The organism is Microvirga lupini (assembly GCF_014191055.1).
Lineage (GTDB): Bacteria > Pseudomonadota > Alphaproteobacteria > Rhizobiales > Beijerinckiaceae > Microvirga > Microvirga lupini_A.
On sequence record NZ_JACHWB010000006.1, the window covers coordinates 179,588 to 201,145 of the forward strand.

At 61.9% G+C, this 21,558-nt stretch carries 19 protein-coding genes; 10 read left to right on the forward strand and 9 right to left on the reverse strand.

The genetic code is table 11. From position 1 onward, the window contains the following. Positions 1–87: 87 nt before the first annotated feature. The 6 genes from FHR70_RS19580 to FHR70_RS19605 form a co-directional block, all read right to left on the reverse strand. Entirely contained in the window at positions 88–1,590 is a 1,503-nt protein-coding gene (locus tag FHR70_RS19580) for a tripartite tricarboxylate transporter permease (RefSeq protein WP_210277710.1), read from the reverse strand. 2 nt (positions 1,591–1,592) lie between these two features. Then, the gene (locus FHR70_RS19585) at positions 1,593–2,090 is read right to left on the reverse strand and encodes a tripartite tricarboxylate transporter TctB family protein (protein WP_183453320.1); all 498 of its coding nucleotides are present in this window, start codon (positions 2,088–2,090) and stop codon (positions 1,593–1,595) included. A gap of 98 nt (positions 2,091–2,188) precedes the next feature. Next, positions 2,189–3,184 carry a tripartite tricarboxylate transporter substrate binding protein gene (locus FHR70_RS19590; RefSeq protein WP_183453321.1) on the reverse strand — a complete coding sequence of 332 codons (996 nt, stop codon included), beginning with the start codon at positions 3,182–3,184 and terminating at the stop codon, positions 2,189–2,191. 484 nt (positions 3,185–3,668) lie between these two features. After that, complete coding sequence (locus tag FHR70_RS19595) at positions 3,669–4,691, reverse strand: ABC transporter substrate-binding protein (RefSeq protein ID WP_183453323.1); 1,023 nt, start codon at positions 4,689–4,691, stop codon at positions 3,669–3,671. 46 nt (positions 4,692–4,737) lie between these two features. Further along, positions 4,738–5,529, reverse strand: a complete 792-nt coding sequence (locus FHR70_RS19600) for an ABC transporter permease (RefSeq protein ID WP_183453325.1) — start codon at positions 5,527–5,529, stop codon at positions 4,738–4,740. Continuing rightward, positions 5,526–6,344 (reverse strand): ABC transporter ATP-binding protein, encoded by an 819-nt coding sequence (locus FHR70_RS19605; protein WP_183453327.1) that lies wholly within the window; start codon positions 6,342–6,344, stop codon positions 5,526–5,528. The genes FHR70_RS19600 and FHR70_RS19605 overlap by 4 nt, the downstream gene beginning before the upstream one ends. Positions 6,345–6,943: 599 nt before the next feature. Here FHR70_RS19605 and FHR70_RS19610 point away from each other — a divergent pair. The 4 genes from FHR70_RS19610 to gph all read left to right on the forward strand — a co-directional run bounded on the left by FHR70_RS19610 (position 6,944) and on the right by gph (position 11,967). Then, on the forward strand, positions 6,944–8,266 hold the full coding sequence (locus tag FHR70_RS19610; protein ID WP_183453329.1) for an ABC transporter substrate-binding protein: 1,323 nt from the start codon (positions 6,944–6,946) through the stop codon (positions 8,264–8,266). Positions 8,267–8,336: 70 nt separating this feature from the next. After that, positions 8,337–10,079 (forward strand): ABC transporter permease, encoded by a 1,743-nt coding sequence (locus tag FHR70_RS19615; protein WP_246408312.1) that lies wholly within the window; start codon positions 8,337–8,339, stop codon positions 10,077–10,079. A gap of 29 nt (positions 10,080–10,108) precedes the next feature. Continuing rightward, positions 10,109–11,206: an ABC transporter ATP-binding protein gene (locus FHR70_RS19620; protein WP_183453331.1), complete on the forward strand. Its 1,098-nt coding sequence runs from the start codon at positions 10,109–10,111 to the stop codon at positions 11,204–11,206. Positions 11,207–11,298: 92 nt separating this feature from the next. Beyond that, positions 11,299–11,967, forward strand: a complete 669-nt coding sequence (gph, locus tag FHR70_RS19625; protein WP_183453333.1) for a phosphoglycolate phosphatase — start codon at positions 11,299–11,301, stop codon at positions 11,965–11,967. A 339-nt stretch (positions 11,968–12,306) separates the two neighbouring features. Here the strand turns inward: gph and FHR70_RS19630 are convergent, their stop codons facing one another. Beyond that, on the reverse strand, positions 12,307–13,014 hold the full coding sequence (locus FHR70_RS19630) for a FadR/GntR family transcriptional regulator (protein ID WP_183453335.1): 708 nt from the start codon (positions 13,012–13,014) through the stop codon (positions 12,307–12,309). A 256-nt stretch (positions 13,015–13,270) separates the two neighbouring features. On the opposite strand from FHR70_RS19630, the gene FHR70_RS19635 reads away from it, so the two are divergent. The 6 genes from FHR70_RS19635 (at position 13,271) to hydA (ending at position 18,737) form a co-directional block, all read left to right on the forward strand. Beyond that, on the forward strand, positions 13,271–14,074 hold the full coding sequence (locus FHR70_RS19635; RefSeq protein ID WP_183453337.1) for a transporter substrate-binding domain-containing protein: 804 nt from the start codon (positions 13,271–13,273) through the stop codon (positions 14,072–14,074). Positions 14,075–14,149: 75 nt separating this feature from the next. Then, on the forward strand, positions 14,150–14,821 hold the full coding sequence (locus tag FHR70_RS19640) for an amino acid ABC transporter permease (RefSeq protein WP_183453450.1): 672 nt from the start codon (positions 14,150–14,152) through the stop codon (positions 14,819–14,821). Beyond that, on the forward strand, positions 14,818–15,552 hold the full coding sequence (locus FHR70_RS19645) for an amino acid ABC transporter ATP-binding protein (RefSeq protein ID WP_210277711.1): 735 nt from the start codon (positions 14,818–14,820) through the stop codon (positions 15,550–15,552). Before FHR70_RS19640 ends, FHR70_RS19645 begins: the two co-directional genes overlap by 4 nt. Before the next feature lie 12 nt (positions 15,553–15,564). Beyond that, positions 15,565–16,083, forward strand: a complete 519-nt coding sequence (locus FHR70_RS19650; RefSeq protein WP_183453339.1) for an ureidoglycolate lyase — start codon at positions 15,565–15,567, stop codon at positions 16,081–16,083. 8 nt (positions 16,084–16,091) lie between these two features. Next, entirely contained in the window at positions 16,092–17,306 is a 1,215-nt protein-coding gene (locus FHR70_RS19655; protein ID WP_183453341.1) for a cysteine desulfurase-like protein, read from the forward strand. A gap of 12 nt (positions 17,307–17,318) precedes the next feature. Further along, positions 17,319–18,737, forward strand: a complete 1,419-nt coding sequence (gene hydA, locus FHR70_RS19660; protein WP_183453343.1) for a dihydropyrimidinase — start codon at positions 17,319–17,321, stop codon at positions 18,735–18,737. A gap of 13 nt (positions 18,738–18,750) precedes the next feature. On the opposite strand, the gene FHR70_RS19665 is transcribed toward hydA, so the two are convergent. After that, positions 18,751–19,992: an MFS transporter gene (locus FHR70_RS19665; RefSeq protein WP_183453345.1), complete on the reverse strand. Its 1,242-nt coding sequence runs from the start codon at positions 19,990–19,992 to the stop codon at positions 18,751–18,753. 93 nt (positions 19,993–20,085) lie between these two features. Then, the gene (locus FHR70_RS19670) at positions 20,086–21,540 is read right to left on the reverse strand and encodes an amidohydrolase family protein (RefSeq protein ID WP_183453347.1); all 1,455 of its coding nucleotides are present in this window, start codon (positions 21,538–21,540) and stop codon (positions 20,086–20,088) included. Positions 21,541–21,558 lie beyond the last annotated feature (18 nt).

Consider the following 21,558-nt stretch of genomic DNA (forward strand, 5'->3'; position numbering starts at 1 on the left):
AGGATCGCCTCGTAGGACACGACGATACCGCGCTCGAGCAGCCCGGTAGACCTACGACCGTTCAGCTTCCTAATTTGGATCTAGTTCTTACAACGCATGTTCCTGCCGTCGTAGCCGGAATCGCCTCCATGACCAGATGAATGCAGGCCATAGTAGGGCAGAAATCGTCATCGCTGCCAAAACAGCGGAAACCGGACGTTCGAAGAAGGGCAGCAAACTCCCATCGGATTTGATCAGCGATGTGACAAAGCTTTGCTCAACCATGGTGCCCATCACGATGCCAAGCACCATCGCAGCAACCGGAAAGCCGTTATTCTCCATCACATAACCAATGATGCCGAAAACTGCGACCAGGATGACGGCAAACAGGTTGTTGCCGGTCGCAAAGGCTCCCACCGCGCAGCAGACCAGGATGACCGGCATGATCGCTGCGCGTGGAGCTCGCAGGATGGAACTCGCCGCACGGATCATCATGATCCCGAGCGGGATCATGATGATGTTGGCGAGGATGAAGATGATGTAGAGCGCGTACATGCTCGAGGCTCTCTCCGTGAAGAGAGTCGGGCCGGGATTGAGACCCTTCATGTACAGGACGCCGATGGCGATTGCCGTGATAGTGTCTCCAGGAATGCCGAACAGCAGCGCCGGCACCCAGCCGCTCGCCAGGCTCGCATTGTTGCTCGCTCCCGCTTCGACGAGACCCTCCGGATGCCCGGTGCCGAACTTCTTCGGTTCCCTGGAGAACCGCTTTGACATCGCATAGCTGACCCAGGCCGCCATATCTGCGCCTGCCCCCGGCAGAACGCCGATGATGATGCCGACGACGTTGCCCCTGGTCATCTGCCGCCAGTACTTGCGGGTGAGGGCGAGTTGACCGGCCAGGATCCTGCCGAATTTGCGAGCCGGCAGGGGAGGCGGTTCCGGTGAGACGATGGCGCGGATCACCTCCGACACGGCAAAGACGCCGACCAGGGCCGGAATAGGCTCGATTCCGCCGAGAAGCTCCGCGACTCCGAATGTGAAGCGGGGCACGCCGCCGGGGTTTTCCATGCCGATGCAGGCAACGAGAAGCCCAATGAGCATGCTCGCAATGGCTTTTACCGGGGATGACCGCGCCACGAGGGTGGCGCACATCAGGCCCAGAAAGGCGAGCCAGAAATACTCGTAGGTGGAGAAGTTCAGCGCCAGTTCCGCAAGCACAGGGGCCATCACGACGAGTGAGATCGTGCCTGCGATGCCACCCAGCGCGCTGAACCAGAGCCCTGCTCCAAGCGCAACCTCCGCCTGGCCGTTGCGGGTCATCGCATAGGCCTCGTCGGTGTAGGCGGCCGAGGCGGGAGTGCCGGGAATGCGGAGCAGGCAGCCTGGAATATCGCCGGAGAAGATCGCCATCGCGGAAGCCGCGATGATCGACGCTACTGCGGCGATGGGCGACAGATAGAACGTCACCGGCACCAGCAGTGCCGTGGCCATCGTGGCCGAGAGCCCCGGCAGCGATCCGACGACGAGGCCGTAGATCGAAGACAGCAGGATCGCGATCAGCACGTCGGGGGCGAGAACGAGGCGGAAAGCTTCGAGGAGTTCGTTCATGATCACCAGGGCATCGGTAGAAGGCCGGGAGGCAGTGGGACGCGCAGGAGCTTGTAAAAGATCAGATGAATCGCGATTGGGGCGAGGGCGGCGAGCGGAAGGGCTACGCGCAGCCTGGCGCCGAAGGCGAGGGCCGAGGCGAAGATCATGAGTGCCGCAGTTGGGACGAACCCGATCCGGTCCACGGCATAGACATAAAACAGGAGCAGGCCGGGCGGGAGCAATGCCCAAAGCCTGGACCCCAGAGGGCTTGCAGGCTCCGCCTGCTGCGATGGTCCCTGCACGGCGGCAAGGTCGGCCTCGGCTTCGTCTTCGTAGCTGTGCCCGATCCCAAGGGCGATCATGAGCCCGCATAGGATGAGGCCTATGCCTATCACCATCGGAAATACGCTCGGCCCGACATCCTGGCCCGGCACCGGAGGAAATTGTGAGCCGCCATAGGTAGCTAGCACGCCTAAGGTGGCGACGAATGAACCGGTGACGCGGTCGGACAGGCGCATGAGCGGGGGTCTCTTCCGGCAGATGAGCAGGGTGAACCCGGGCGCCCCATCGAAGCAGCGGCGCCCGGGCAGTTGGAGGCGGCCTTATCCTGACCCGTCTATGCCTTCGCCAGGCCTGCGGCCTTCATGGCCTCGCCCATCTGCTTGTCGGATTCATCCATGAACTGGCCGAATGCGGCTTTCTCGGCCCATTGAGTGCCGAAGCCTCGGTTGCTCATGAAGTCCTTGTACTCCTTGGACTCGTAAACATCCTTGAGCACGGTGACCAGCTTGTCCTGGACCTCTGCCGGGAGCCCCTTGGGACCGGCGATGCCGCGCCACACGCCAACCGATTTGTGAGGCCCCATCTGCTCGTTGAGCGTCGGCACGTTCGGGAACTGCGGATTCCGTTCCGCCGCCAGGATGGCTAGGCTCTTGGCCCGGCCCGCGTCGATCATCGGCCGCGCTTCGGGCAGCGAGCAGGGCACGATATCGATGCCGCCGGCCGCCAGGTCCTGCATCCCTGGTGCGGCTCCGTTGGAGGGCACCCAGGCGACGTGATTGGGTTGAAGACCGAGAGACTGCAGCCATCCCACGAGGGCTAAGTGCCAGATGCCGCCCTGGCCAGTCCCCGAAGCTTTCAGCTTGCCGGGAGGCGCCGCCTTGATGGCGTCGGCGAGTTCATTGATGGTCTTGTAAGGACTGTCCGCCTTGACCTGAATGGCCGGCGCATCGACGTTCATCAGCGCCAGGGGAGCATAGTCTTTCGGCGTCAGGGTCGTTAGGCCCTGCCAGTGCATCATCGCAATTTCGACCGTGAGCAGACCGATCGTGTAGCCATCCGGCGAGGCGGTTGAAATGGCCGTATGACCGACCACGCCGTTTCCGCCGGTTCGGTTCACCACATTCACGGGCTGACCGAGCTTCTGCTCCATCACCTGCGCAATGATGCGGGCCGTTGCATCGGTGCCGCCGCCTGCCCCCCAGGGACAGATGAGCGTTATCGGCCGGCTTGGATAATTGGCTTGCGAGAAACCTGGCTTTATTCCGACGATCGAGCTTGCAAGTAAGGTGGACGCCGACGCGATAACACCGCGTCTCGTGAACGAAGACATGCATTTCCTCCCGGCTAGTCCCCAGCCATGGCTGCGCCTGTTCCCGGCGCTTTACCATGGGTATTCTACGTAGGCTTCCTTTCAGCGCAACTGTGTTTGCCCAGAATTGTTTCGAAAGTGCCCGGAGGGAGGGTGATGTCAGCAGGAACGGATGCCGCTATTTGGCACATTTGCGCAGTAGAACGAATGTCTGCTGACAAAGAGGACAACAGATATTCCCGAGGTGTTCGCAATTTCGTCGGATGACCCAAAGGTGAGCTTTAGGAGCACGCTCTTAGGATGGACTTGATAGCTTGGCAGGCGGATTGGTCGCAGTTCGGATGGCTAATTGAAGCTGCCTATCAGAACTGTCTTCTGAGCACTTGGGGAGCTCAGAGACGGATTCGATCTGCCACAGGATTATGGGCAAGCTGCAACCCTGTGGCGAAGTGAGCCTTGTCAGAAGCGGCCCCTATCAACGTGTTCGACTGACACAGCCCAACGACTAGCTGGCGGCCTGCTTCACGAAGCGGTTGTCAAACGTTGCGGAGAGATCGACCTTGGCATCTTTCAATTCGGGGTCGAGCTGCTGCAGCATATCCATGACGCTCTTCATGCCGTCGGGTGGCACAATGCCGTCACGGGAATAGCTCTCGAGAGAATTCTGTACAGCCTTGAGGTACAGTGGACGGTCGCCGAGATGGTACTCTGGCGGCACTGTTGCAGCGACATCTTCCGGCTTTGCTGTCTGAAGCCATTTGAGCGACTTCATGAAGGCGTTCACGAGGCGCTGGGTCGTCACAGGATTGGCGTCGATGAAGTCCTTCTTGGTATAGAGGGTTGCCGCCGGGTTCGAGCCGCCGAAGAGCGCTCGCGTTCCAGCTTCTGTGCGCGTATCGATCAGGATCGTGATATCTCCTTCCGACTCGAGCTTGGAAATGACTGGGTCGAGATGTGAGATCACGTCGATCTCACCCTTCTGCATGGCGGCAACAGCGCTCGCACCTGATCCAACACCAATGAAGGCTGCGTCAGTCGGCTTCAGTCCTGCCTTCACCATGGCGTACTGTGCCGTCAGCGCGGTGGAGGAGCCCGGTGCCGTCACGCCGATTTTTAGGCCCTTGAAATCGGCCGCGGACTTGATCTGACCGGCTTTGTCTTTCTTGGCTGCGATCACGATGGCTGGGAAGCGGCCTAGTTCGGTGATGGCGCGAACATCCTGACCTTTGGCTTGCATGCGAATGGTATGTTCATAAGCCCCGGTGACGATGTCGACGGAGCCACCGATCAGGGCCTGGAGCGACTTGGCGCCGCCGCCAAAATCGTTGATTTCCACCTCAAGCCCTTCTTCCTTGAAGAACCCCTTTCGTTCAGCAATGGTCAGCGGAAGGTAATAGAGTAGTGGCTTGCCGCCCACGCCCAACGTGACCTTGCTCTTTTCCGGCTTCGTCTGACCGAAGGCGTTGCGGCTGAGTCCGGTGGACAGAGCAACGGCGCCTGTCCCAATGAGAAATGTACGGCGTTCCATCCTCTTTCTCCCTGCTTCGATGCAGATTGTGGACGGGAAGGATTGCTCAACCTTGCCCGTTTGTCGATGGGGCAGGGCGCCAGACCAGGAGGCGCCTCTCGATAAGGGTCACGACGAAATCGATGAGAATAACGAAGATCGAAAGGATCACCATGCCGGCAAAAACGCCAGTGACGTCAAACACGCTCTCTGCCTCATGGATCTTGTAGCCGAGCCCCGCAGACGAGCCGAGATACTCACCCACCACTGCACCAACAAGAGCGAACCCTACAGAGGTGTGCAGAGACGAGAACATCCATGTCAGCGCTGCCGGCCAGTAAACGTGCCGCAGAAGCTGACGTTCGTTCATGCAGAGCATCCTAGCGTTAGCCAACACAACCGGGCTCACCTCGCGCACGCCCTGGTACACGTTGAAGAAGACAATGAAAAAGACCAGCGTAAAGCCGAGGGCTACTTTGGACCAAATCCCCAGGCCGAACCAGAGGGCGAAGATCGGCGCGAGTACCACGCGCGGCAGGGCATTGGCGGCCTTGATGTACGGATCGAATACGGCAGCAAGGAGCTCGCGGCGGGCGAACAGGAAGCCAAACAGGATCCCGCCGCCCGCCCCAAAAGCGAAGGCCAGGATCGTCTCCATAAGCGTGATCCAGAGATGCCGCCATATCTCTCCGGAAGCGAATTCCTTCCAGACCCTCGCCAGCACGTCGAGAGGAGTCGAGAAGAAGAACTGTGTCTGCCGCGTCGGGGCAAGGATAGGGTAGTTGGTCAGGACATGCCAGAGCAGCAGGAAACCAAAGCCTACCGCAACCTGCAGCAGGATAAGCTTCAAGCGGTTCATTGCGTGGCTCCCTCTCCCTGGGCATAGGCCTTCTGCACCTCGGTGCGAAGGCTCGCCCATATCTTCTTGTGGATGTGATGGAAGGCAGGCTCAAGCCGCACCTCCGCAATGTCGCGTGGGCGTGGAAGCGGCACGGGGAACTCCCCGATGATGCCGGCCGCGGGACCGGCTGACATGACCACCACCCTATCGGCGAGCGCTATTGCCTCCTCAAGATCGTGCGTGACAAAGAGAACGGCTTTGCGATTGGCAGCCCAGAGCTCCAGCAGCAGGTTGCCCATAATCTGGCGGGTCTGCGCATCAAGGGGACCGAAGGGCTCGTCCATTAAGAGAATCTCGGGGTCGCGGATCAACATCTGCGCCAGAGCGACCCGCTTTCGCTGACCGCCCGACAGCATATGCGGGTAGCGGTCAACGAAGGCAGCGAGCCCTACCCGCCGCAGCCAATCGCGGGCCATTGCCTCCGCCTCCTTGCGCAAAACACCTTTGGGCTCCAAGGCGACGGCCACGTTCTGAAGGGCCGTTTTCCAAGGCATCAGGGCATCCTGCTGAAAGAGATATCCCGCGCGGCTGTTGAGGCCATGCAGAGGCACACCGAAGATCTCGACCTTACCATCGGATGGCTTGAGCAGCCCCGCAGATGCGTTGAGCAGGGTGGATTTACCGCAACCAGTCGGCCCGACAATGGCAATGAACTCCCCTGGCGATACGGAAAGGTCAATGTTCTGAACGGCCGTGTAGCCACCCACCTTTGGCCCGAAGGTGATGGCCACACTGCGAAGCAAAACTGCTGGGGCGATCTGTGATTCAGGCATGAGAATTGAGCGGTTCCTACGCCTGTGAACGGCGCTTAGAGCCATCCTAAAGGCTCGCACCTCTATATCAAGGGCAGGCCGGGCTGTGGACAACTATCCTATTAGCCTCCTTCCAAAAGCATAGTGATTACTGTTGCTCCATCAAAGGATGAACGCATTCAATGAACGCTCAGGAATGCCAACGGCTGCTCGTGCCATGCCTGCGACGTTAGCGGAGGCGTTGCGTTCAGGCGGAAAGTTGACGGCTACACAGCCATACCGATAGCCCAGGTTTGTGCTTTAACACCTTCGCGCTGATGTGCCGATATTCTTTGAGAATTCATACGACTGAGAGATCTGGATCCAGCCGCGGGTCGCTTAGCTAGGCCTTGACGCTCTCCACCGAACCCACGCTCATTAACTGTCGAGGAAAAGGCTCTATAAAAGGCGTCAGTTTGAAGCGACTTTATGGAAACAGTACAACATTTTCCGGTCGCTCATGGAATGATAGCCCCAGCTCTCGCCAAAGGACCAAGTGCAAATTGATCCGGTCCATGGGTATGCTGTCCTTGGACGCCCTAGTGGCGAGCCCAATTATGTAGACATATTGGAGGAAGCTGATGCTACGCCATTCCGTCGCCGCGGCGGTATTGATTGGCACTGCCCTGTTCACGGGCACTGCCATCGCTCAGTCTGGCAAGGTCACTATTGTGACCTCATTTTCTAAGGACGTCACTGATCCGTTCAAGCAGGCCTTCGAGAAGGCGCACCCTGGTGTGACCCTCGACGTGCAGAACCGGAACACGAATGCAGGCGTGAAGTTCATTGAGGAGACGAAGGCCAACAACCAAGTCGACATCTTCTGGGCCTCCGCTCCGGATGCCTTCGAGGTTCTGAAGGGCAAGAGCCTGCTCCAGAAGCACAAGCCGAAGGCCGAGGGCATTCCGGACAAGATCGGCTCCTATCCGATCAACGACCCTGAAAATTTCTATTCGGGCTTCGCGGCATCCGGCTACGGGATCATGTGGAACGACCGCTACGCTAAAGCGAACAAGCTGCCCGAGCCCAAGGATTGGCAGGACCTCGCCAAGCCGGTCTACTTCGACCACGTCGCCATGGCGGCGCCGTCACGTTCGGGCACGACCCATCTGACCATCGAGACGATCCTCCAGGGCGAGGGCTGGGAGCAGGGTTGGCGTACGCTGAAAGAGATGTCCGGAAACTTCCGCCAGATCACGGAGCGCTCCTTCGGCGTGCCGGAGGCGGTCAATTCGGGGCAGGTCGGCTTCGGCATCGTGATAGACTTCTTCGCCTTCTCGGCTCAGGCCTCGGGCTTCCCGGTGAAGTTCGTCTACCCGACCGTGACGACGATCGTGCCGGCGAATGTCGCTGTGGTTGCCAACGCTCCCAACAAGGCCGGGGCCGAGGCTTTCGTCGACTATCTCGTCTCTCCCGCTGGGCAGGAAGTTCTGCTTGAGCCGAGCATCCGCCGCCTGCCCGTGAACCCAGCGGTCTACGCCAAGGCTCCGGCGGATTATCCAAACCCCTTCAAGGATCCGTCCCTGGGGGCACGGGTGAAGTTCGACGTGAATGTATCGGAGAAGCGCACGAACGTCGTCGATGTCCTCTACGACCAGACTGTGACCTTCCAGCTCGACGCGCTCAAGGCCGCTACCAAGGCCATCCACGACGCTGAGGCCGCGATCGCCACGAAGGATAACGCGGAGGCCAAGGCTCTAGTGAAGGAAGCCCGCGACCTGGTAGCCGCCATGCCGGTCACCGAGCAACAGGCTTCGTCGCCTGAGATCGCTGGCGCCTTCACCGGCGGCAAGGAGAAGGGCGCGCGTCAGGCCGAACTCGAGCAGCAATGGGCGAGCTTCGCCAAGGAACGTTACCAGCAGGCTCAGTCCAAGGCTGAACAGGCCTTGAAGCTGGTACGCTGATCGTTCCGGCGGGCGGCTCGCACGAACGAGCCGCCCGCAAAGACCATCTTCGGATTTTAGGAGAGCGTCCATGGCTGGTGCCACGACCGCCGGGCGAGCGCATGTGCCGTCCGCGTCTTCCAGGCATTTCTTGAGGCTGTCGGCGACGCCGGGGCAGATCGCCCTTGCCCTTGGGATCATTGTCTTCCTCGCCCTGTTCCTCATCGTCCCGGTCGGCACGGTGATCTATGTCGCCTTCACGGAAAAGGGGACGGGCGAGTTCACCCTGGTCAACTTCCTCGACTTCGCCCGAACGGACCTGTTCATCCGCTCGTTCTGGAATTCGGTCTATGTATCCGCCATGTCGGTGGTTGTCGCGTCGGTCTTTGCGCTTCCGCTTGCCTACATCACCACGCGGTTCGAATTCCGCGGCGCCATGCTGATCCAGACGCTGGGCTTCCTACCGCTGATCATGCCGCCCTTCGTCGGCGCGGTCGCGATGCTGCTCCTGTTCGGCCGGAACGGCACGGTGAACCTGCTTCTCGACGAGTGGTTCGGCATCAAGATTCCCTTCATGGAGGGCCTGAACGGGGTTATCTTCGTTCAGGCCGTGCATTACTTCCCTTTCATCCTGATCAATCTCTCGGCTGCCCTGCGCAACATCGACCGATCAATGGAGGAGGCGGCACAGAATCTCGGCAGCTCAGGGTTCCGGCTGTTCCGCCGCATCGTCTTCCCGCTAGCCATGCCGGGCTACATCGCAGGTGCATCGCTGGTCTTCGTCAAGGTCTTCGATGATCTTGCGACACCGCTTCTCCTGAATGTCAAGGACATGCTGGCGCCGCAGGCGTACCTGCGCGTCACTTCCATCGGCATCGCCGACCCAATGGGATATGTGATCTCCGTCGTGCTGATCTGCATGTCGGTTCTTGCCATGTGGATCTCGGCCCGTGCCATGCGCGGCAAGGATTACGCCACCGTGCAGCGGGGCGGCGGCGGCCTGGCGAAGCGCCGCATGCGTCCCTGGGAGAGCGTGCTCGCCTATGCGGCCGTCCTGCTCATTCTGCTGCTGGTGCTGGCACCTCATATCGGATTGCTGCTACTCTCCTTCGCGACGATCTGGTCCTTCAGCCCGCTGCCGGACGCCTTTACTCTGGCCCATTACGGCCGCGTGTTCGGCGAGAGCTTCGTGTACGTCAAGAACACTCTCCTCTACGCCTCCATCGCGGGCCTGATCGATGTGGTTCTCGGCACTGCCATCGCCTATCTGGTTCTAAGAACGAAGCTGATCGGCCGCGAATGGCTCGACTGGGCCGCGACCGCGGCCCTGGCCATCCCTGGGGTTGTGCTCGGCATTGGCTATCTACGGACGTTCTACGGTGTGCAGCTGCCCGACGGCACGCCGCTCGCCACCCTGTGGATCACGATCGTGCTGGCGCTGGCAATCCGACGTCTGCCTTATGCTCTGCGCGCCTGCTACGCAGCCCTGCAGCAGATTTCAGTCTCGCTCGAGGAGGCGGCGGAGAATCTTGGCGCCACCAAGGTGCGCACGGTCCGGCGCGTGGTTCTGCCGCTCATGGCTGGTGGCATCCTGGCCGGCTTTGTCACGAGCTTTGCGACAGCCGCCGTGGAGCTTTCGGCGACGCTGATGCTCGTCCAGTCGAACGCAGATGCACCTCTCGCCTACGGCCTCTACGTCTTCATGCAGTCAGCGGCCGGGCGTGGCCCTGGGGCAGCGCTGGGCGTCATCGCCGTGCTGCTCGTCGCTGTGTGCACCTTTGCATCCCACATGATCATCGAGAAAAGCCAGAAGGCAAAAGGAGCCGGACGCTGATTGCGGCCCGACCCGAGGAAATGACACCTATGAACCAGCCTTTTCCCATCTCCGAGCTTGGCGCCAGTGCCGTCGATGTCGACATTCGTAACATCGGTCTGTCCTATGGCACCAACCATGTCCTCAAGGGCATCACTCTTCACATTCGTCCGGGGGAGTTCTTCGCCTTCCTCGGCCCGTCTGGATGCGGAAAGACCACTCTGCTGCGCCTCATCGCCGGATTCAACGAGGCTGACGGGGGCGAAGTCTTGATCGGCGGCCAGGACGTGTCGCACCTGCCGCCCTGGAAACGGGATGTGGGCATGGTGTTCCAATCCTACGCCCTGTGGCCCCACATGACAGTAAGGCGTAACGTTTCATTCGGCCTAGAGGAGCGAAAGGTCCCACGAGCGGAGGTCGACAGGCGCGTCGCGGCGGCCCTTGAACTCGTCGGGCTCGCGCACCTCGCGGACCGTCGTCCGTCCCAGCTCTCCGGCGGCCAGCAACAGCGCGTCGCGGTTGCCCGCACGATTGCCATCGAGCCGAAGGTTCTCCTTCTCGACGAGCCCCTGTCGAACTTGGATGCCAAGATGCGTGTGCAGGTGCGGCGGGAACTGCGGGATCTCCAGCAGCGGCTGGGCCTAACGACGATCTTCGTCACGCACGATCAGGAAGAGGCCAACACGATCTGCGACCGGATCGCCGTCATGAACGACGGTGTGGTCCAGCAGGTCGGCACGCCTATGGAACTCTACGAGAAGCCCGCGAATCTATTCGTGGCGAACTTTCTCGGCACGGCGAACATCTTGCCAGGTCGCGTGGTGCGCGAGGGGGGGCAGCGCTTCTTCGACATCGACGGCGGGGTTCGCGTGCCGATCCCGGCGCATGTCGTCGTGCCGGAGGGCGCCAAGCTCGTCTTCCGACCGCAGCACGCGTCCCTGACCAGAGGCGGCGCGGGCGACGTCCTGCTGCCGGGCACCATCGTGCATAGTGAGTTCCTTGGCTCTACGCTACGCTATGTAGTGAGGATTGGTGCTGCGGAGGTCTCCATCGACACGCCGTTCCATTCGGGAGAGACGCTCCACCAGACGGGCTCCGCCGTGGAGGTCAGCCTATCCCTGCGCTCGGTGCTCTGGCTGGCCATCTGAGGCGCCACGCCGCATAAACTCGCTCTCGGACGGAAAGGAAGATCATCCATTCTGTCGTTGTCACCCTGTTTCGCGAAAATTGATACGACCCCATGTCTTCGCTAAAAGCCATCATCTTCGACTTGGACGGAACCCTCGTCGACAGCGCACGCGACCTACGGGATGCGGTGAACGTCCTCTTGGCAGAGGAGGGCCTCCGGCAGATCGACCTCGATGAGGTAAAGTCCATGATCGGCGACGGGGCAGCCAAGCTCGTCGAGCGGGCCGTCTCCGCGACCGGAGGGGACCTGTCGCGCCTTCTTGAGCTGGTGGCCCGCTTCCTGCCGATCTACGAAGCCAATGCAGCCCGCCACACAGAGGCCTACCCGGGTGTCGTGGAGACCTTGTCCAGTCTGCGGGGGCTTGGGCTTCCGCTGGCAGTCGTTACCAACAAGCCCTACACCGCCACCATCGACATCCTGGAGGCGCTCGGGCTGCGAGCCTATTTTGATGCGGTTGTCGGAGGTGACACCCTTCCCGAGCGCAAGCCGCACCCGGCCCCGATCCTCGCGGCGCTGAAGCATCTCGGCGTGGCGCCTGAGGCGGCGCTCATGGTCGGGGACAACTACCACGACGTGCGGGCGGCCCGGGCAGCCGGCGTGCGCGCCTTCGCGGTTACCTATGGATACAGCCACAAGCCCCATGCGGAACTCGGTGCAGACCGCCTGATCAACACCATGTCCGAGTTGCTGCCCATCGTGGCGAACGCCGCTGCTGTGTGAGGATCCGATGAAGGTCGACCTTCGCGCAACACTGGCTAATGTTCCGAGATGGCACTCCTCCGAAATAGGCTGAGGGACTGCTCGCGCCAGGAACACCGCACGTTTACAGAAGATCGAGGATCGTCAGTGCGTGACCCAAAGACGACCTTCCGAAGCATGCCCCTGCGGAGGTCGACGGCTTAGAAATCATGGCTGGCGGGTTTATCGGCACTTGGACCGCTGAACCAATCATTGGAATACAATTGGTTTTGCGAGTCGTTAGGAACTCGTTGGACGTCCGCTCGGGCACCGTCGCCCCGGCAGCCGTCAAAGTCGCTTGCGTCGCGGGCGGAGCCCTCCTCAGAGTGAGACGCCGAACCGGCCCGCAGCCGAGCGGATATGGCTTTGCATGGCCGCTTCCGCCGTGTCGGGATCTTGGCTGGTTAAACCCTCCAGAATGGCTTCGTGTTCACGCACGGTTTCACTCAGGCGATCAAGTTGTGCCATGGGAAGGCGTTGACTCTCGACTAGCAATTCACGCACTGGCCTGTACATGGCGGCCAAAACCGGGTTGCCGGAGAGTTCAAAGATCAGATCGTGGAACTCCGTGTCATTGACCGCGAGGCTGATCACGTCGCCTACTTTGAGAGCCTCATGCATAGAGTCGGTGCACCGCCTGAGGCGTTCCTCGGCCGGTTTGTCGATGCGAGCGGCTGCGAGTCTGGCGGCGTAGCCCTCCAGTCCCAGGCGCGCCTCATAGACATCAGCGGGCGTGCAGCGGTCGGAGTAGCGCCACAGCGGCCGACGTGCATCGGCTTTCGCGACGAACACCCCGCTACCGGCCCGCACAGTCAGAAGACCCATCGTTTCAAGAACGGTCAGTGCCTCTCGCACTGACGGCCGGCTTACCCCGAGTTGCTCCGCCAGTTCCCGCTGGGAAGGAAGGCGCTGGCCAGCCTTGAGGCCGCCTTTCAGGATCAGGCGCTGGATATGTTCAACAATGCCGCGTGGCACGGGAGTGCGGTCGGCGAGTTCTAATTCCAACAGGTTCACTGGATCAGTCGTCATCTGCCGTCCCTGCTCCATTATCACATCGAAAGGGCGTGGTGCATCGGATCGTGCCTACAGGCCTCATTTTTCATCAGCTCCGAGCGACATTGATCTTGACCATGCGTCAGGATAGCTGCACGATCAACTGGTCAGATTGGTAAGACCAGTTTGACCAATATTGCCGGCCTACACAAGTCTCCAAAGAGCCGGCTACCAGATGGCAGCATCGAATCGATCGCCGGCCATGGGCCCGGCGTGCAAGATGGAGGACCAGATGTCAGCGAAAATTACCCGACGCGGCACATTCGTCGCAACAGTAGCCGCCGTGTTGGTCATATCAGCAGGGACGATGGCCTCTGCTGCCGACATGAAGGTAGGAGCGAACGTCGGCAACGTTCCGTGGGAGTTCCAGAACGAGAAGGGCGAGATCGTCGGTTTCGAGATCGACCTCGCCAAGGAAGCCGGCAAGCGCCTGAACATGAACGTGTCCTTCGTAAACATCCCGTTCAACGGATTGTTTGCTGCGGTCCAATCGGGTCAGGTTGATGCCGCTGTGTCCTCGATCACCATCACCAAGAAGCGTCTCGAGTCGGTATCCTTTGCCCAGCCCTATTACGATAGCGACCAGTCGCTGGCGGTGCGCGCCAACTCAGGCATCAAGAACCTGGAAGGTATGGCGAGCAAGGTGGCTGCAGTCGATACCGGTTCGACCGGTGACATGTGGTCGACTCAGAACCAGCAGAAGTACAAATTCTCCGATATCCGCCGCTACGAGGGCCTGGCTCCCGCGATGCTCGACCTCGCAGCGGGCCGCATCGACGGCTATGTCAGCGACATCCCGGCCGTCCAGTATTACATCAAGGACAAGCCGATCTATCAGGTGGTGGAGCGCATTCCGACCGGCGAGCAGTATTCGATGATGTTCGCGAAAAACAGCCCCCTGGCGGAAAAGGTCAACGCCGAGATCACGAAGATGAAGCAGGACGGAACCCTGGCGAAGATCCACGAGCAGTGGTTCGGCGCGAAAGCCGAGCCGACCTCGGCGACCATCAAGGTCATGGAGATGCCCAAGCTCTGACAGCAACTCTCCCCGAGCGTCTGGTATCCGTACCGGACGCTCGGCATGATCACGAATATCGAGGTGCTGCCTGTCATGTCCATCTTCGACACCTTCCTGAACTGGAAGGTTTTCGTTCAAACCCTTCCGCTCCTGCTATCGGGTCTGACCACTACGCTGACTCTTGGAGTGACGGCCATAGCCCTGGGCTTCATCGGTGGCCTAGTTCTCGCGTTGCTCCGGCTTTATGCCAGATCACCCCTGAGGCAGATCACCGTCGCCTATATCGACGTCTTCCGTTCCATCCCGATCCTGGTCCTGCTCGTCGTCATCTATTATGCACTGCCTTTCGTCGGGTTGCGGCTTTCCCCCTTCGGAGCCGCCGCTTCAGCGCTAAGCCTCGTGTCTGCCGCTTATTCCGCGGAGATCTTCCGGGCCGGCATTGAGGCCGTGCCGAAGGGCCAGTTCGAGGCCGCCCGCGCCCTCGGCCTCAGCCCTTGGCGCCGAATGAGCGACGTGGTGCTGCCGCAGGCGCTTCGGATAGTCATCCCACCGATCACATCCAATTCCATCAACGTGATGAAGGACACGGCTCTCGCATCCGTGGTGGCGATGCCGGACCTGCTCAAGCAGGCGACGCAGGCGCAGGCGCTGGCCGCAAACCCGACGCCCCTCATTAGTGCGGCCGTCATCTATATCCTGATCCTGATGCCGCTTGTGCGTCTCGTCGGGGTTTTCGAAAAGCGACTTGCGGTGAGGGGACGATGACGCGCGCGATTATCGAGATGAAGAACGTCGTCAAGTCGTTCGGTCTCTTCATGGCGCTGCATGGCGTCGACCTCCAGGTGAAAGAAGGCGAGATCGTCGTCGTCATCGGTCCGTCCGGCTCGGGCAAGTCAACGCTGATCCGTTGCATCAACCAGCTTGAGGAGCACAACGGCGGTGAGATCATTGTCGACGGAGCGGAGGTCAGCCACGACCGCAAGAGCACCGTGCTCACAGAGGTGGGCATGGTGTTCCAGAGCTTCAATCTCTTTCCCCATATGACCGTGCTCCGCAACGTCGCGCTCGGCCCCGTCCGCGTGCGCGGCCTGTCTTGGGCGGAAGCGGAGGAGCGCGCTCAGCGCCTTCTGGCCCGTGTCGGGCTCGCGGATCAGGCGCCGAAATATCCGGCGCAACTCTCCGGCGGACAGCAGCAGCGCGTCGGGATCGCAAGGGCGCTCGCCATGGAGCCGAAGGTTCTGCTCTTCGACGAGCCGACCTCGGCACTCGACCCCGAGATGGTGGGTGAGGTCCTAGATGTGATGCAGCAACTCGCTAAGACTGGGGTCACTATGGTCGTCGTGACTCACGAGATGGGGTTCGCCCGCAGGGTCGCCGACAGGGTGGTTTTCATGGATGGGGGACGGATCGTCGAGGAGGGGCCTCCCGACGTGATCTTCAATGCGCCCCGCGATCCTCGCCTGAGAAGCTTCCTTCAGGCCGTCCTATCCCACTAGGCTTATCTATCCGTGCTGACCCTGCTTCCCAAACGCCTGACGCCTTCGGCCTTCCGCCCATTCGGGGAGGTGCTGTTTTTCGATTCTGACCGCAGCCGCATGGTGAACGATGGCCGGGCGCTGCGCTTCGACACCGATACCCGCTTCGATCACGCATCTCCCGAGGGCGATCCCGTGCTCGCGGTCTATCGGGCCAAGGGCGGGCCGCTGCCGATGCCGCTCGTGATCTTCGAACGGCATCCCTTGTCGTCTCAGACCTTCGTCTCTCTTTCGGCCGAGTGCTTCCTGATCGTCGTAGCGCCGCAGGATCAGGCGGGGCTGCCCGACCTCGCCCGTGCGGAAGCATTCGTCGGGTGTCGGGGGGAAGGCGTCAATTATGCCCGCAACCTCTGGCATGCTCCGATCGCAGCAATTGGCCCGGACGGCGATTTCCTCATGTTCATGTGGGAAAGCGGCTCCTCCGAGGATTGCATTCTCCATCACCTCCAAGAGCCGCTCGTCGTCGGCCAACCCCAACCTTCTGCAGAATAGGTGCATCCATGTCGCTCGATCTCACCTTCGTCCGCTCGCAGTTCCCAGCCTTGGCGGACGGGTTCGCCTATTTCGACAATGCTGGCGGCTCTCTCGTCCTGCGCAACGTTGCCGAACGCATCTCGGAACATCTCCTGACCACGAGCGTGCAAACTGGTGCCAGCTACGAGCACTCGCAACGGGCCACGAGCCGGCTCATGGAGGCGCGTGCCAAGATTGCGCGCCTGCTCGGCTCAGAACGACCGGAAGAAATCGTGCTAGGGCCTTCTACCACTGTCCTCGCCCAGTTCCTGTCGCGCGCTGTGGAAGGGAGCCTCAAGCCGGGTGACGAGATTGTCGTTACGAATTTTGACCACGAGTCGAATATCGGTCCTTGGCGTGCCCTGGAGAAGCGTGGCATCGTCATCAAGGAGTGGTCCATCGACCGCGAGAGCTGCGAGATCGACCTGGATGAGCTCGACCGCCTGATGACCGAGCGGACCCGGCTCGTGGCGGTGACGCACGCCTCGAACATCCTGGGCACCATCAACCCGGTCAAGGAGATCGCACGCCGCGTGCACGAGCGGGGCGCCGAAATCGTCGTCGATGCCGTCGCCTATGCGCCTCATCGGGCGGTGAACGTGAAAGATCTCGACGTCGATTATTACATCTTCAGCTTCTACAAGACCTACGGCCCCCACTTCGCCGTGATGTACGGCAAGTATGAGAAGCTGCTCGAGCTCGACGGGCTCTATCACTATTTTTACGGCCGCGAGAAGGTGCCGATGAAGCTCGAGCCTGGCAACACCAATTATGAGCTCGCCTGGGGCTCGGCCGGCATCGTGGATTACATCGACACTCTCGGCGGCGGAACCGGAGATCGCGGCGCCATCAACCGCGCCTTCGATAAGATCGCAGCGCACGAGACACTGCTGGGAGAAAAGCTCCTGGCCTATCTGCGCGACCGCAACGACGTCAGGATCATCGGCCGCCGCGGCAGCGCGACGGATCGCCGGGTGCCAACCATCGCCTTCAAGGTCGACGGGCGGGATTCGGCCGAGATCGTGCGCGCGACCGAAGCCGACAGGATCGGCATCCGCTACGGCGATTTCCACTCCCGGCGCCTGATCGAGCATCTCGGCCTTGCCGACGGCAATGGCGTGGTGCGCGTCTCCATGGTGCACTACAATACGCCGGAGGAGGTCGACCGGCTGATCGGAAGCCTCGACCGAGCGCTTGGCTGAGGAGGATGGGAGATGGATCTCGATCTCGCGATTCGCGGCGGCACCGTCGGTACGGCGTCCGATACGATTCGTTGCGACGTCGGAATCAAAGGCGAGCGCATCGTCATGCTGGGTGAGAATCTTCGCGCTCCAAGAGAAATCGACGCCACCGGGCTTCTCGTGCTTCCTGGGGGCATCGACAGCCATGTGCACATCGCCCAGCCGTCCGGACCCGGCGTCGTTATGGCCGACGACTTCGCCACGGCCACGGCCTCCGCTGCAGCCGGCGGCAATACGACGGTTCTTCCTTTCGCGCTCCAGCAGCGAGGCAAGTCCCTGCGGGCCTGCGTCGAGGAGTATAGGCGGAAGGCCGAGAGCGAGTGCTATGTCGATACGGCCTTTCATCTGATCATATCTGATCCGACGCCCGAGGTTCTGGGACAGGAGCTCCCCGCGCTGCTCAAGGATGGCTATACGTCGTTCAAGGTGTTCATGACCTATGACGATCTCGTGCTGAAGGATCACGAGCTTCTCGACGTGTTCGAGGTTGCCCGCCGGGAGCGCGCCCTCGTTATGGTTCATGCCGAAGGATATGATGCCATCCGCTACATGACCGAGCGCCTCGAGCGGGCGGGCCGGACTGCACCCTATTACCATGCGGTCTCCCGACCCGAAATCGTCGAGCGTGAAGCGACCCATCGGGCGATCAGCCATGCGGAGCTTGTCGACGTGCCGATCATGATCGTGCATGTATCTGGACGCGAGGCAATGGAGCAGATCCGATGGGCACAATCCCGTGGCCTCAAGGTCTATGCGGAGACCTGTCCGCAATACATCACGCTCACTGTCGAGGATCTGCAGGGTCCCGACATGGACATGAGCGGCGCTAAGTACGTCTGCTCGCCTCCGCCACGGGATGTGGAGAGCCAGGCGGCCATCTGGGAGGGACTGCGCAGCGGCGTGTTTCAGACCTTCTCATCGGATCATTGCCCGTTCCGCTATGACAGCCCAGCCGGCAAGCTCCATCCGAAGGGCAAAACCTCCTTCCGGTGGGTGCCGAACGGCATTCCAGGCGTCGAGACCCGCCTGCCGATCCTGTTCTCCGAAGGGGTCTCGAAGGGCCGGATCTCCCTCAACCGCTTCGTGGAGCTGACGGCCACCAATCACGCCAAGATCTATGGCCTCTATCCGCGCAAGGGCTCCATCGGCGTGGGCTTCGATGCGGATATCGTGCTGTGGGATCCGAACCGTCGCGAGACGATCCGCCAGGAGATCCTGCATCATGGGGCCGATTATACACCGTGGGAAGGCTTCGAGGTCACCGGCTGGCCGGTGACGACGCTGCTGCGCGGTCAAGTCGTGGCCGAGGGCGGGCGCATCGTCGGTGCCAAGGGGGCCGGGCGGATCCTCGCCCGCGACGTGTCTGCCTATGCCGCGCCCGACCGCACCTGAAGGATGGCCTGCGTCAGTCCCGCTTGAGATGCGACAGCACATAGGCAGGCGCCGCGGCCCGGAGGCCGGCCCAAGTGCAGCCTGCCGTGATCAGAACCACCATGACGGCCGGCCCGAGGAGCGTGTCTCCGCCGCTGCGCAACATGCCGACCGCGAAGGGGCAGAGGGACGCGCCGAGATAGCCGATACTCTGCGACATGCCCGACAGCATCGCCGTGACATCGGCGCTCGGAGAGCGCAGCGACACGAACAGAAGCGCGAGGCCGAACAGGCCGCCCTGACCGAGACCGAGAACGAGTGCCCACAGGAGGCGTGAGGCGAGCGGCGCATAAAGCAGGCCGAGAAATCCCGTGCAGGTGGCCAGGAGAACCAGCACCACCAGAAGGCGGGCCGATACCCGTCGCGTCGCGAGCGAAGGCACCAGCAGCGCCGTGGCGGTCTGCGACAGGATCGACACGGAGGTGACGACGCCGGCATCGAGCACATCGAGACCGCGGTCGCGCAGCAGCGTCGGCAGCCAGCCGAGAACGATGAAGGCCAGTCCCGCCTGAAGCCCCATGAACGCCGTGACCGACCAAGCCAGTCGGTCGCGCAACAGGAGCGAGAAACGCGGCAGGCGCCCCGTTGAGACCGAAGGCGGCTCGACGGCAGCAAGAGCAGCCCACATGATGCCGGCAGCGAGGGCGAGGACGCTCCAACTCGCCAGGGCCAAAGTCCACGAGTGCCATGCTCTTTCGAAAACGGGCGTCAGTCCCGCGGCGCTAGCGCCGCCAATGCTGAGGATCATCGTGTAGAGACCCGTCATCGAACCGATCCGCTCGGGAAAGCGCCGGCGGATGACCACCGGGAGAAGCACGCCCGCCATGCCGATGGACGCCCCTGCCACCAGCGTGCCGGCGAACAGCGCGAGGCCCGTCGGCAGCGCGCGCAGGGCGAGCCCCGCCGCGAGCCCTGCGAGAAGAGCCGCGATGGTCCGTTCGAGGCCAAGCCTGGCGGACAGGAAGGGGGCGAGAGGCCCGAACGCGCCGAAGCACAGCACCGGCATGGTGGTCAGGACGCCCATCCACACCCCACCGAGGCCCAGCCCCGCCTGGATTTCGGCCACCATGGTCGCGGTGGAGGTCAGGGCCGGGCGAAGGTTGAGCGCTGCCATCACGACGCAGGCCACGACGAACCCGGCCAGAAGGAACCCGGCCCGCCCGCCGGCGCGCAGCGTCCGCGCCTCGGTGGTATCGTGTTCACGTACAATCAGCATGCTCTGCCCTTCCAACCGCATCGGCGCGGTCGGCACAGTGGTGGTGAGGAGCGGCGCGACAAGGACCGGATGGATCCCGTCGCCCTAGGCCCATCAGCCCTCGATCTGGTCGGTTGCCCTCACGTGGCGCCAGAACATCTTCGGGGTTTCCAGCGTGGACCGGAACCCGGTGCGGTCGAGCATCGCGTCGGTTTCGCGTTGGGCGTCGTCGAGGATCTCGTCCTCATCGACCAGGACGGCCTTGCGATCCTGCATGGCGATGCGGCCGTCGACGATGACGGTATCGACATCGTTGCCGTTGGCGAAATAGATCAGGCGGAAGACCGGCATGTTGAGCGGGTAGAGATGAGGCCGCCTGAGGTCCAGCAGCACCACGTCCGCCTTCTTGCCGACTTCGAGCGAGCCGATGTCCTTCTCCATCCCGAGCGCCTTCGCGCCGTCGATGGTGCACATCTCCAGCACGCGCCCCGGCGGCAGCCAAGTGGGATCCTTGAAATAGGTCCGGTGGTAATGCATGCATTGCTGCATGTGCCGGAACATGTCTCCGGAACGGTCGGGGGCCGTGGCATCGGAGCCGAGGCATACATTCGCGCCTGCTTCCAGAAGTTCGGGCACGGGGCAGCGGCCGAGGATCGAGGCGATCGCGCTCGGATTGTGGGCGATGTTCGTTCCCGTGTCGGCCACGATCCGGATTTCTTCCTGGGACAGGTTCGTGGAATGCGACAGCAGCGCGTTCGGTCCCAGGATGCCCAGTTCGTTGGCATAAGCCACGCTGCCGTTGGTATGGCCATCCTGGGTGAAGACGAGGCCGGCCTCGCGGGCGAGATCGGCGGTCATGCGCGCCTGGCGCCGGGCTTCCTCGAGGTTCTCCCGTCCAAGCTCCTCGACATGCTCGGCGCGAAGCGTAGGCGTGATGAGAGCGATGTTCAGGCGGCCGCCATGCTTGCCATGCCAGGTCTCGATCAGCGTCTTGCAGGTTTCGAACTGCTCCTCGAACGTCACAGGACGTTCGACTGCCTTACCATCGACGAAGCGCGCATAGGTGCGTGGATGGGGCGGACGTGTGGGCCCGACAGCGACGACCGACCGGGTGCCGACCTCTCGCACGCCTTCGCAATGGGCATCGCCGTATATGGGCTCGTCCGTGCGAAGGATGGTGTCTCCGCCGCCCAGGAGGGAAACGCCCGTGGTCACGCCGAAGCGCAAGCGCTCAAGGGCTGCGAGACGCGCCTCGGCGCGCCAGAACTCGGGAGTCGACGCCACCGTATAGGCCTTGTGGCAGGCCTCATACCAGGCGTCGCTGTCGCCGCCGCCCATGGTCTTGATGAGGCCGTGACCCGCATGGGCATGGCCGTCGATCAGGCCCGGCATGACGATCTTGCGGCTGGCGTCGATCGTCGTGGCCGCCCGATGGGCTGCCAGCACCTCCTCGGTCGTTCCGACTGCGACGATCCGGTCCTTGTCGATGGCAACGGCGCCGTTCTCGATGACCCTGCGTTGCGGGTCCATCGTCACGACGATGCCGTTGGTGATGATGATGTCGGCCATGCGGTACACTCCGGTCGG

What these genes read in the sequence shown, in the direction of transcription:
- gph (WP_183453333.1), top strand. Translation starts at nt 11,299, where the DNA reads ATGTCTTCGCTAAAAGCCATCATCTTCGACTTGGACGGAACCCTCGTC.
- FHR70_RS19590 (WP_183453321.1), bottom strand. Translation starts at nt 3,184, where the DNA reads ATGTCTTCGTTCACGAGACGCGGTGTTATCGCGTCGGCGTCCACCTTA.
- FHR70_RS19605 (WP_183453327.1), bottom strand. Translation starts at nt 6,344, where the DNA reads ATGCCTGAATCACAGATCGCCCCAGCAGTTTTGCTTCGCAGTGTGGCC.
- FHR70_RS19665 (WP_183453345.1), bottom strand. Translation starts at nt 19,992, where the DNA reads ATGCTGATTGTACGTGAACACGATACCACCGAGGCGCGGACGCTGCGC.
- FHR70_RS19600 (WP_183453325.1), bottom strand. Translation starts at nt 5,529, where the DNA reads ATGAACCGCTTGAAGCTTATCCTGCTGCAGGTTGCGGTAGGCTTTGGT.
- FHR70_RS19615 (WP_246408312.1), top strand. Translation starts at nt 8,337, where the DNA reads ATGGCTGGTGCCACGACCGCCGGGCGAGCGCATGTGCCGTCCGCGTCT.
- hydA (WP_183453343.1), top strand. Translation starts at nt 17,319, where the DNA reads ATGGATCTCGATCTCGCGATTCGCGGCGGCACCGTCGGTACGGCGTCC.
- FHR70_RS19645 (WP_210277711.1), top strand. Translation starts at nt 14,818, where the DNA reads ATGACGCGCGCGATTATCGAGATGAAGAACGTCGTCAAGTCGTTCGGT.
- FHR70_RS19670 (WP_183453347.1), bottom strand. Translation starts at nt 21,540, where the DNA reads ATGGCCGACATCATCATCACCAACGGCATCGTCGTGACGATGGACCCG.
- FHR70_RS19635 (WP_183453337.1), top strand. Translation starts at nt 13,271, where the DNA reads ATGTCAGCGAAAATTACCCGACGCGGCACATTCGTCGCAACAGTAGCC.
- FHR70_RS19655 (WP_183453341.1), top strand. Translation starts at nt 16,092, where the DNA reads ATGTCGCTCGATCTCACCTTCGTCCGCTCGCAGTTCCCAGCCTTGGCG.
- FHR70_RS19630 (WP_183453335.1), bottom strand. Translation starts at nt 13,014, where the DNA reads ATGACGACTGATCCAGTGAACCTGTTGGAATTAGAACTCGCCGACCGC.
- FHR70_RS19620 (WP_183453331.1), top strand. Translation starts at nt 10,109, where the DNA reads ATGAACCAGCCTTTTCCCATCTCCGAGCTTGGCGCCAGTGCCGTCGAT.
- FHR70_RS19595 (WP_183453323.1), bottom strand. Translation starts at nt 4,691, where the DNA reads ATGGAACGCCGTACATTTCTCATTGGGACAGGCGCCGTTGCTCTGTCC.
- FHR70_RS19580 (WP_210277710.1), bottom strand. Translation starts at nt 1,590, where the DNA reads ATGAACGAACTCCTCGAAGCTTTCCGCCTCGTTCTCGCCCCCGACGTG.
- FHR70_RS19640 (WP_183453450.1), top strand. Translation starts at nt 14,150, where the DNA reads ATGTCCATCTTCGACACCTTCCTGAACTGGAAGGTTTTCGTTCAAACC.
- FHR70_RS19610 (WP_183453329.1), top strand. Translation starts at nt 6,944, where the DNA reads ATGCTACGCCATTCCGTCGCCGCGGCGGTATTGATTGGCACTGCCCTG.
- FHR70_RS19585 (WP_183453320.1), bottom strand. Translation starts at nt 2,090, where the DNA reads ATGCGCCTGTCCGACCGCGTCACCGGTTCATTCGTCGCCACCTTAGGC.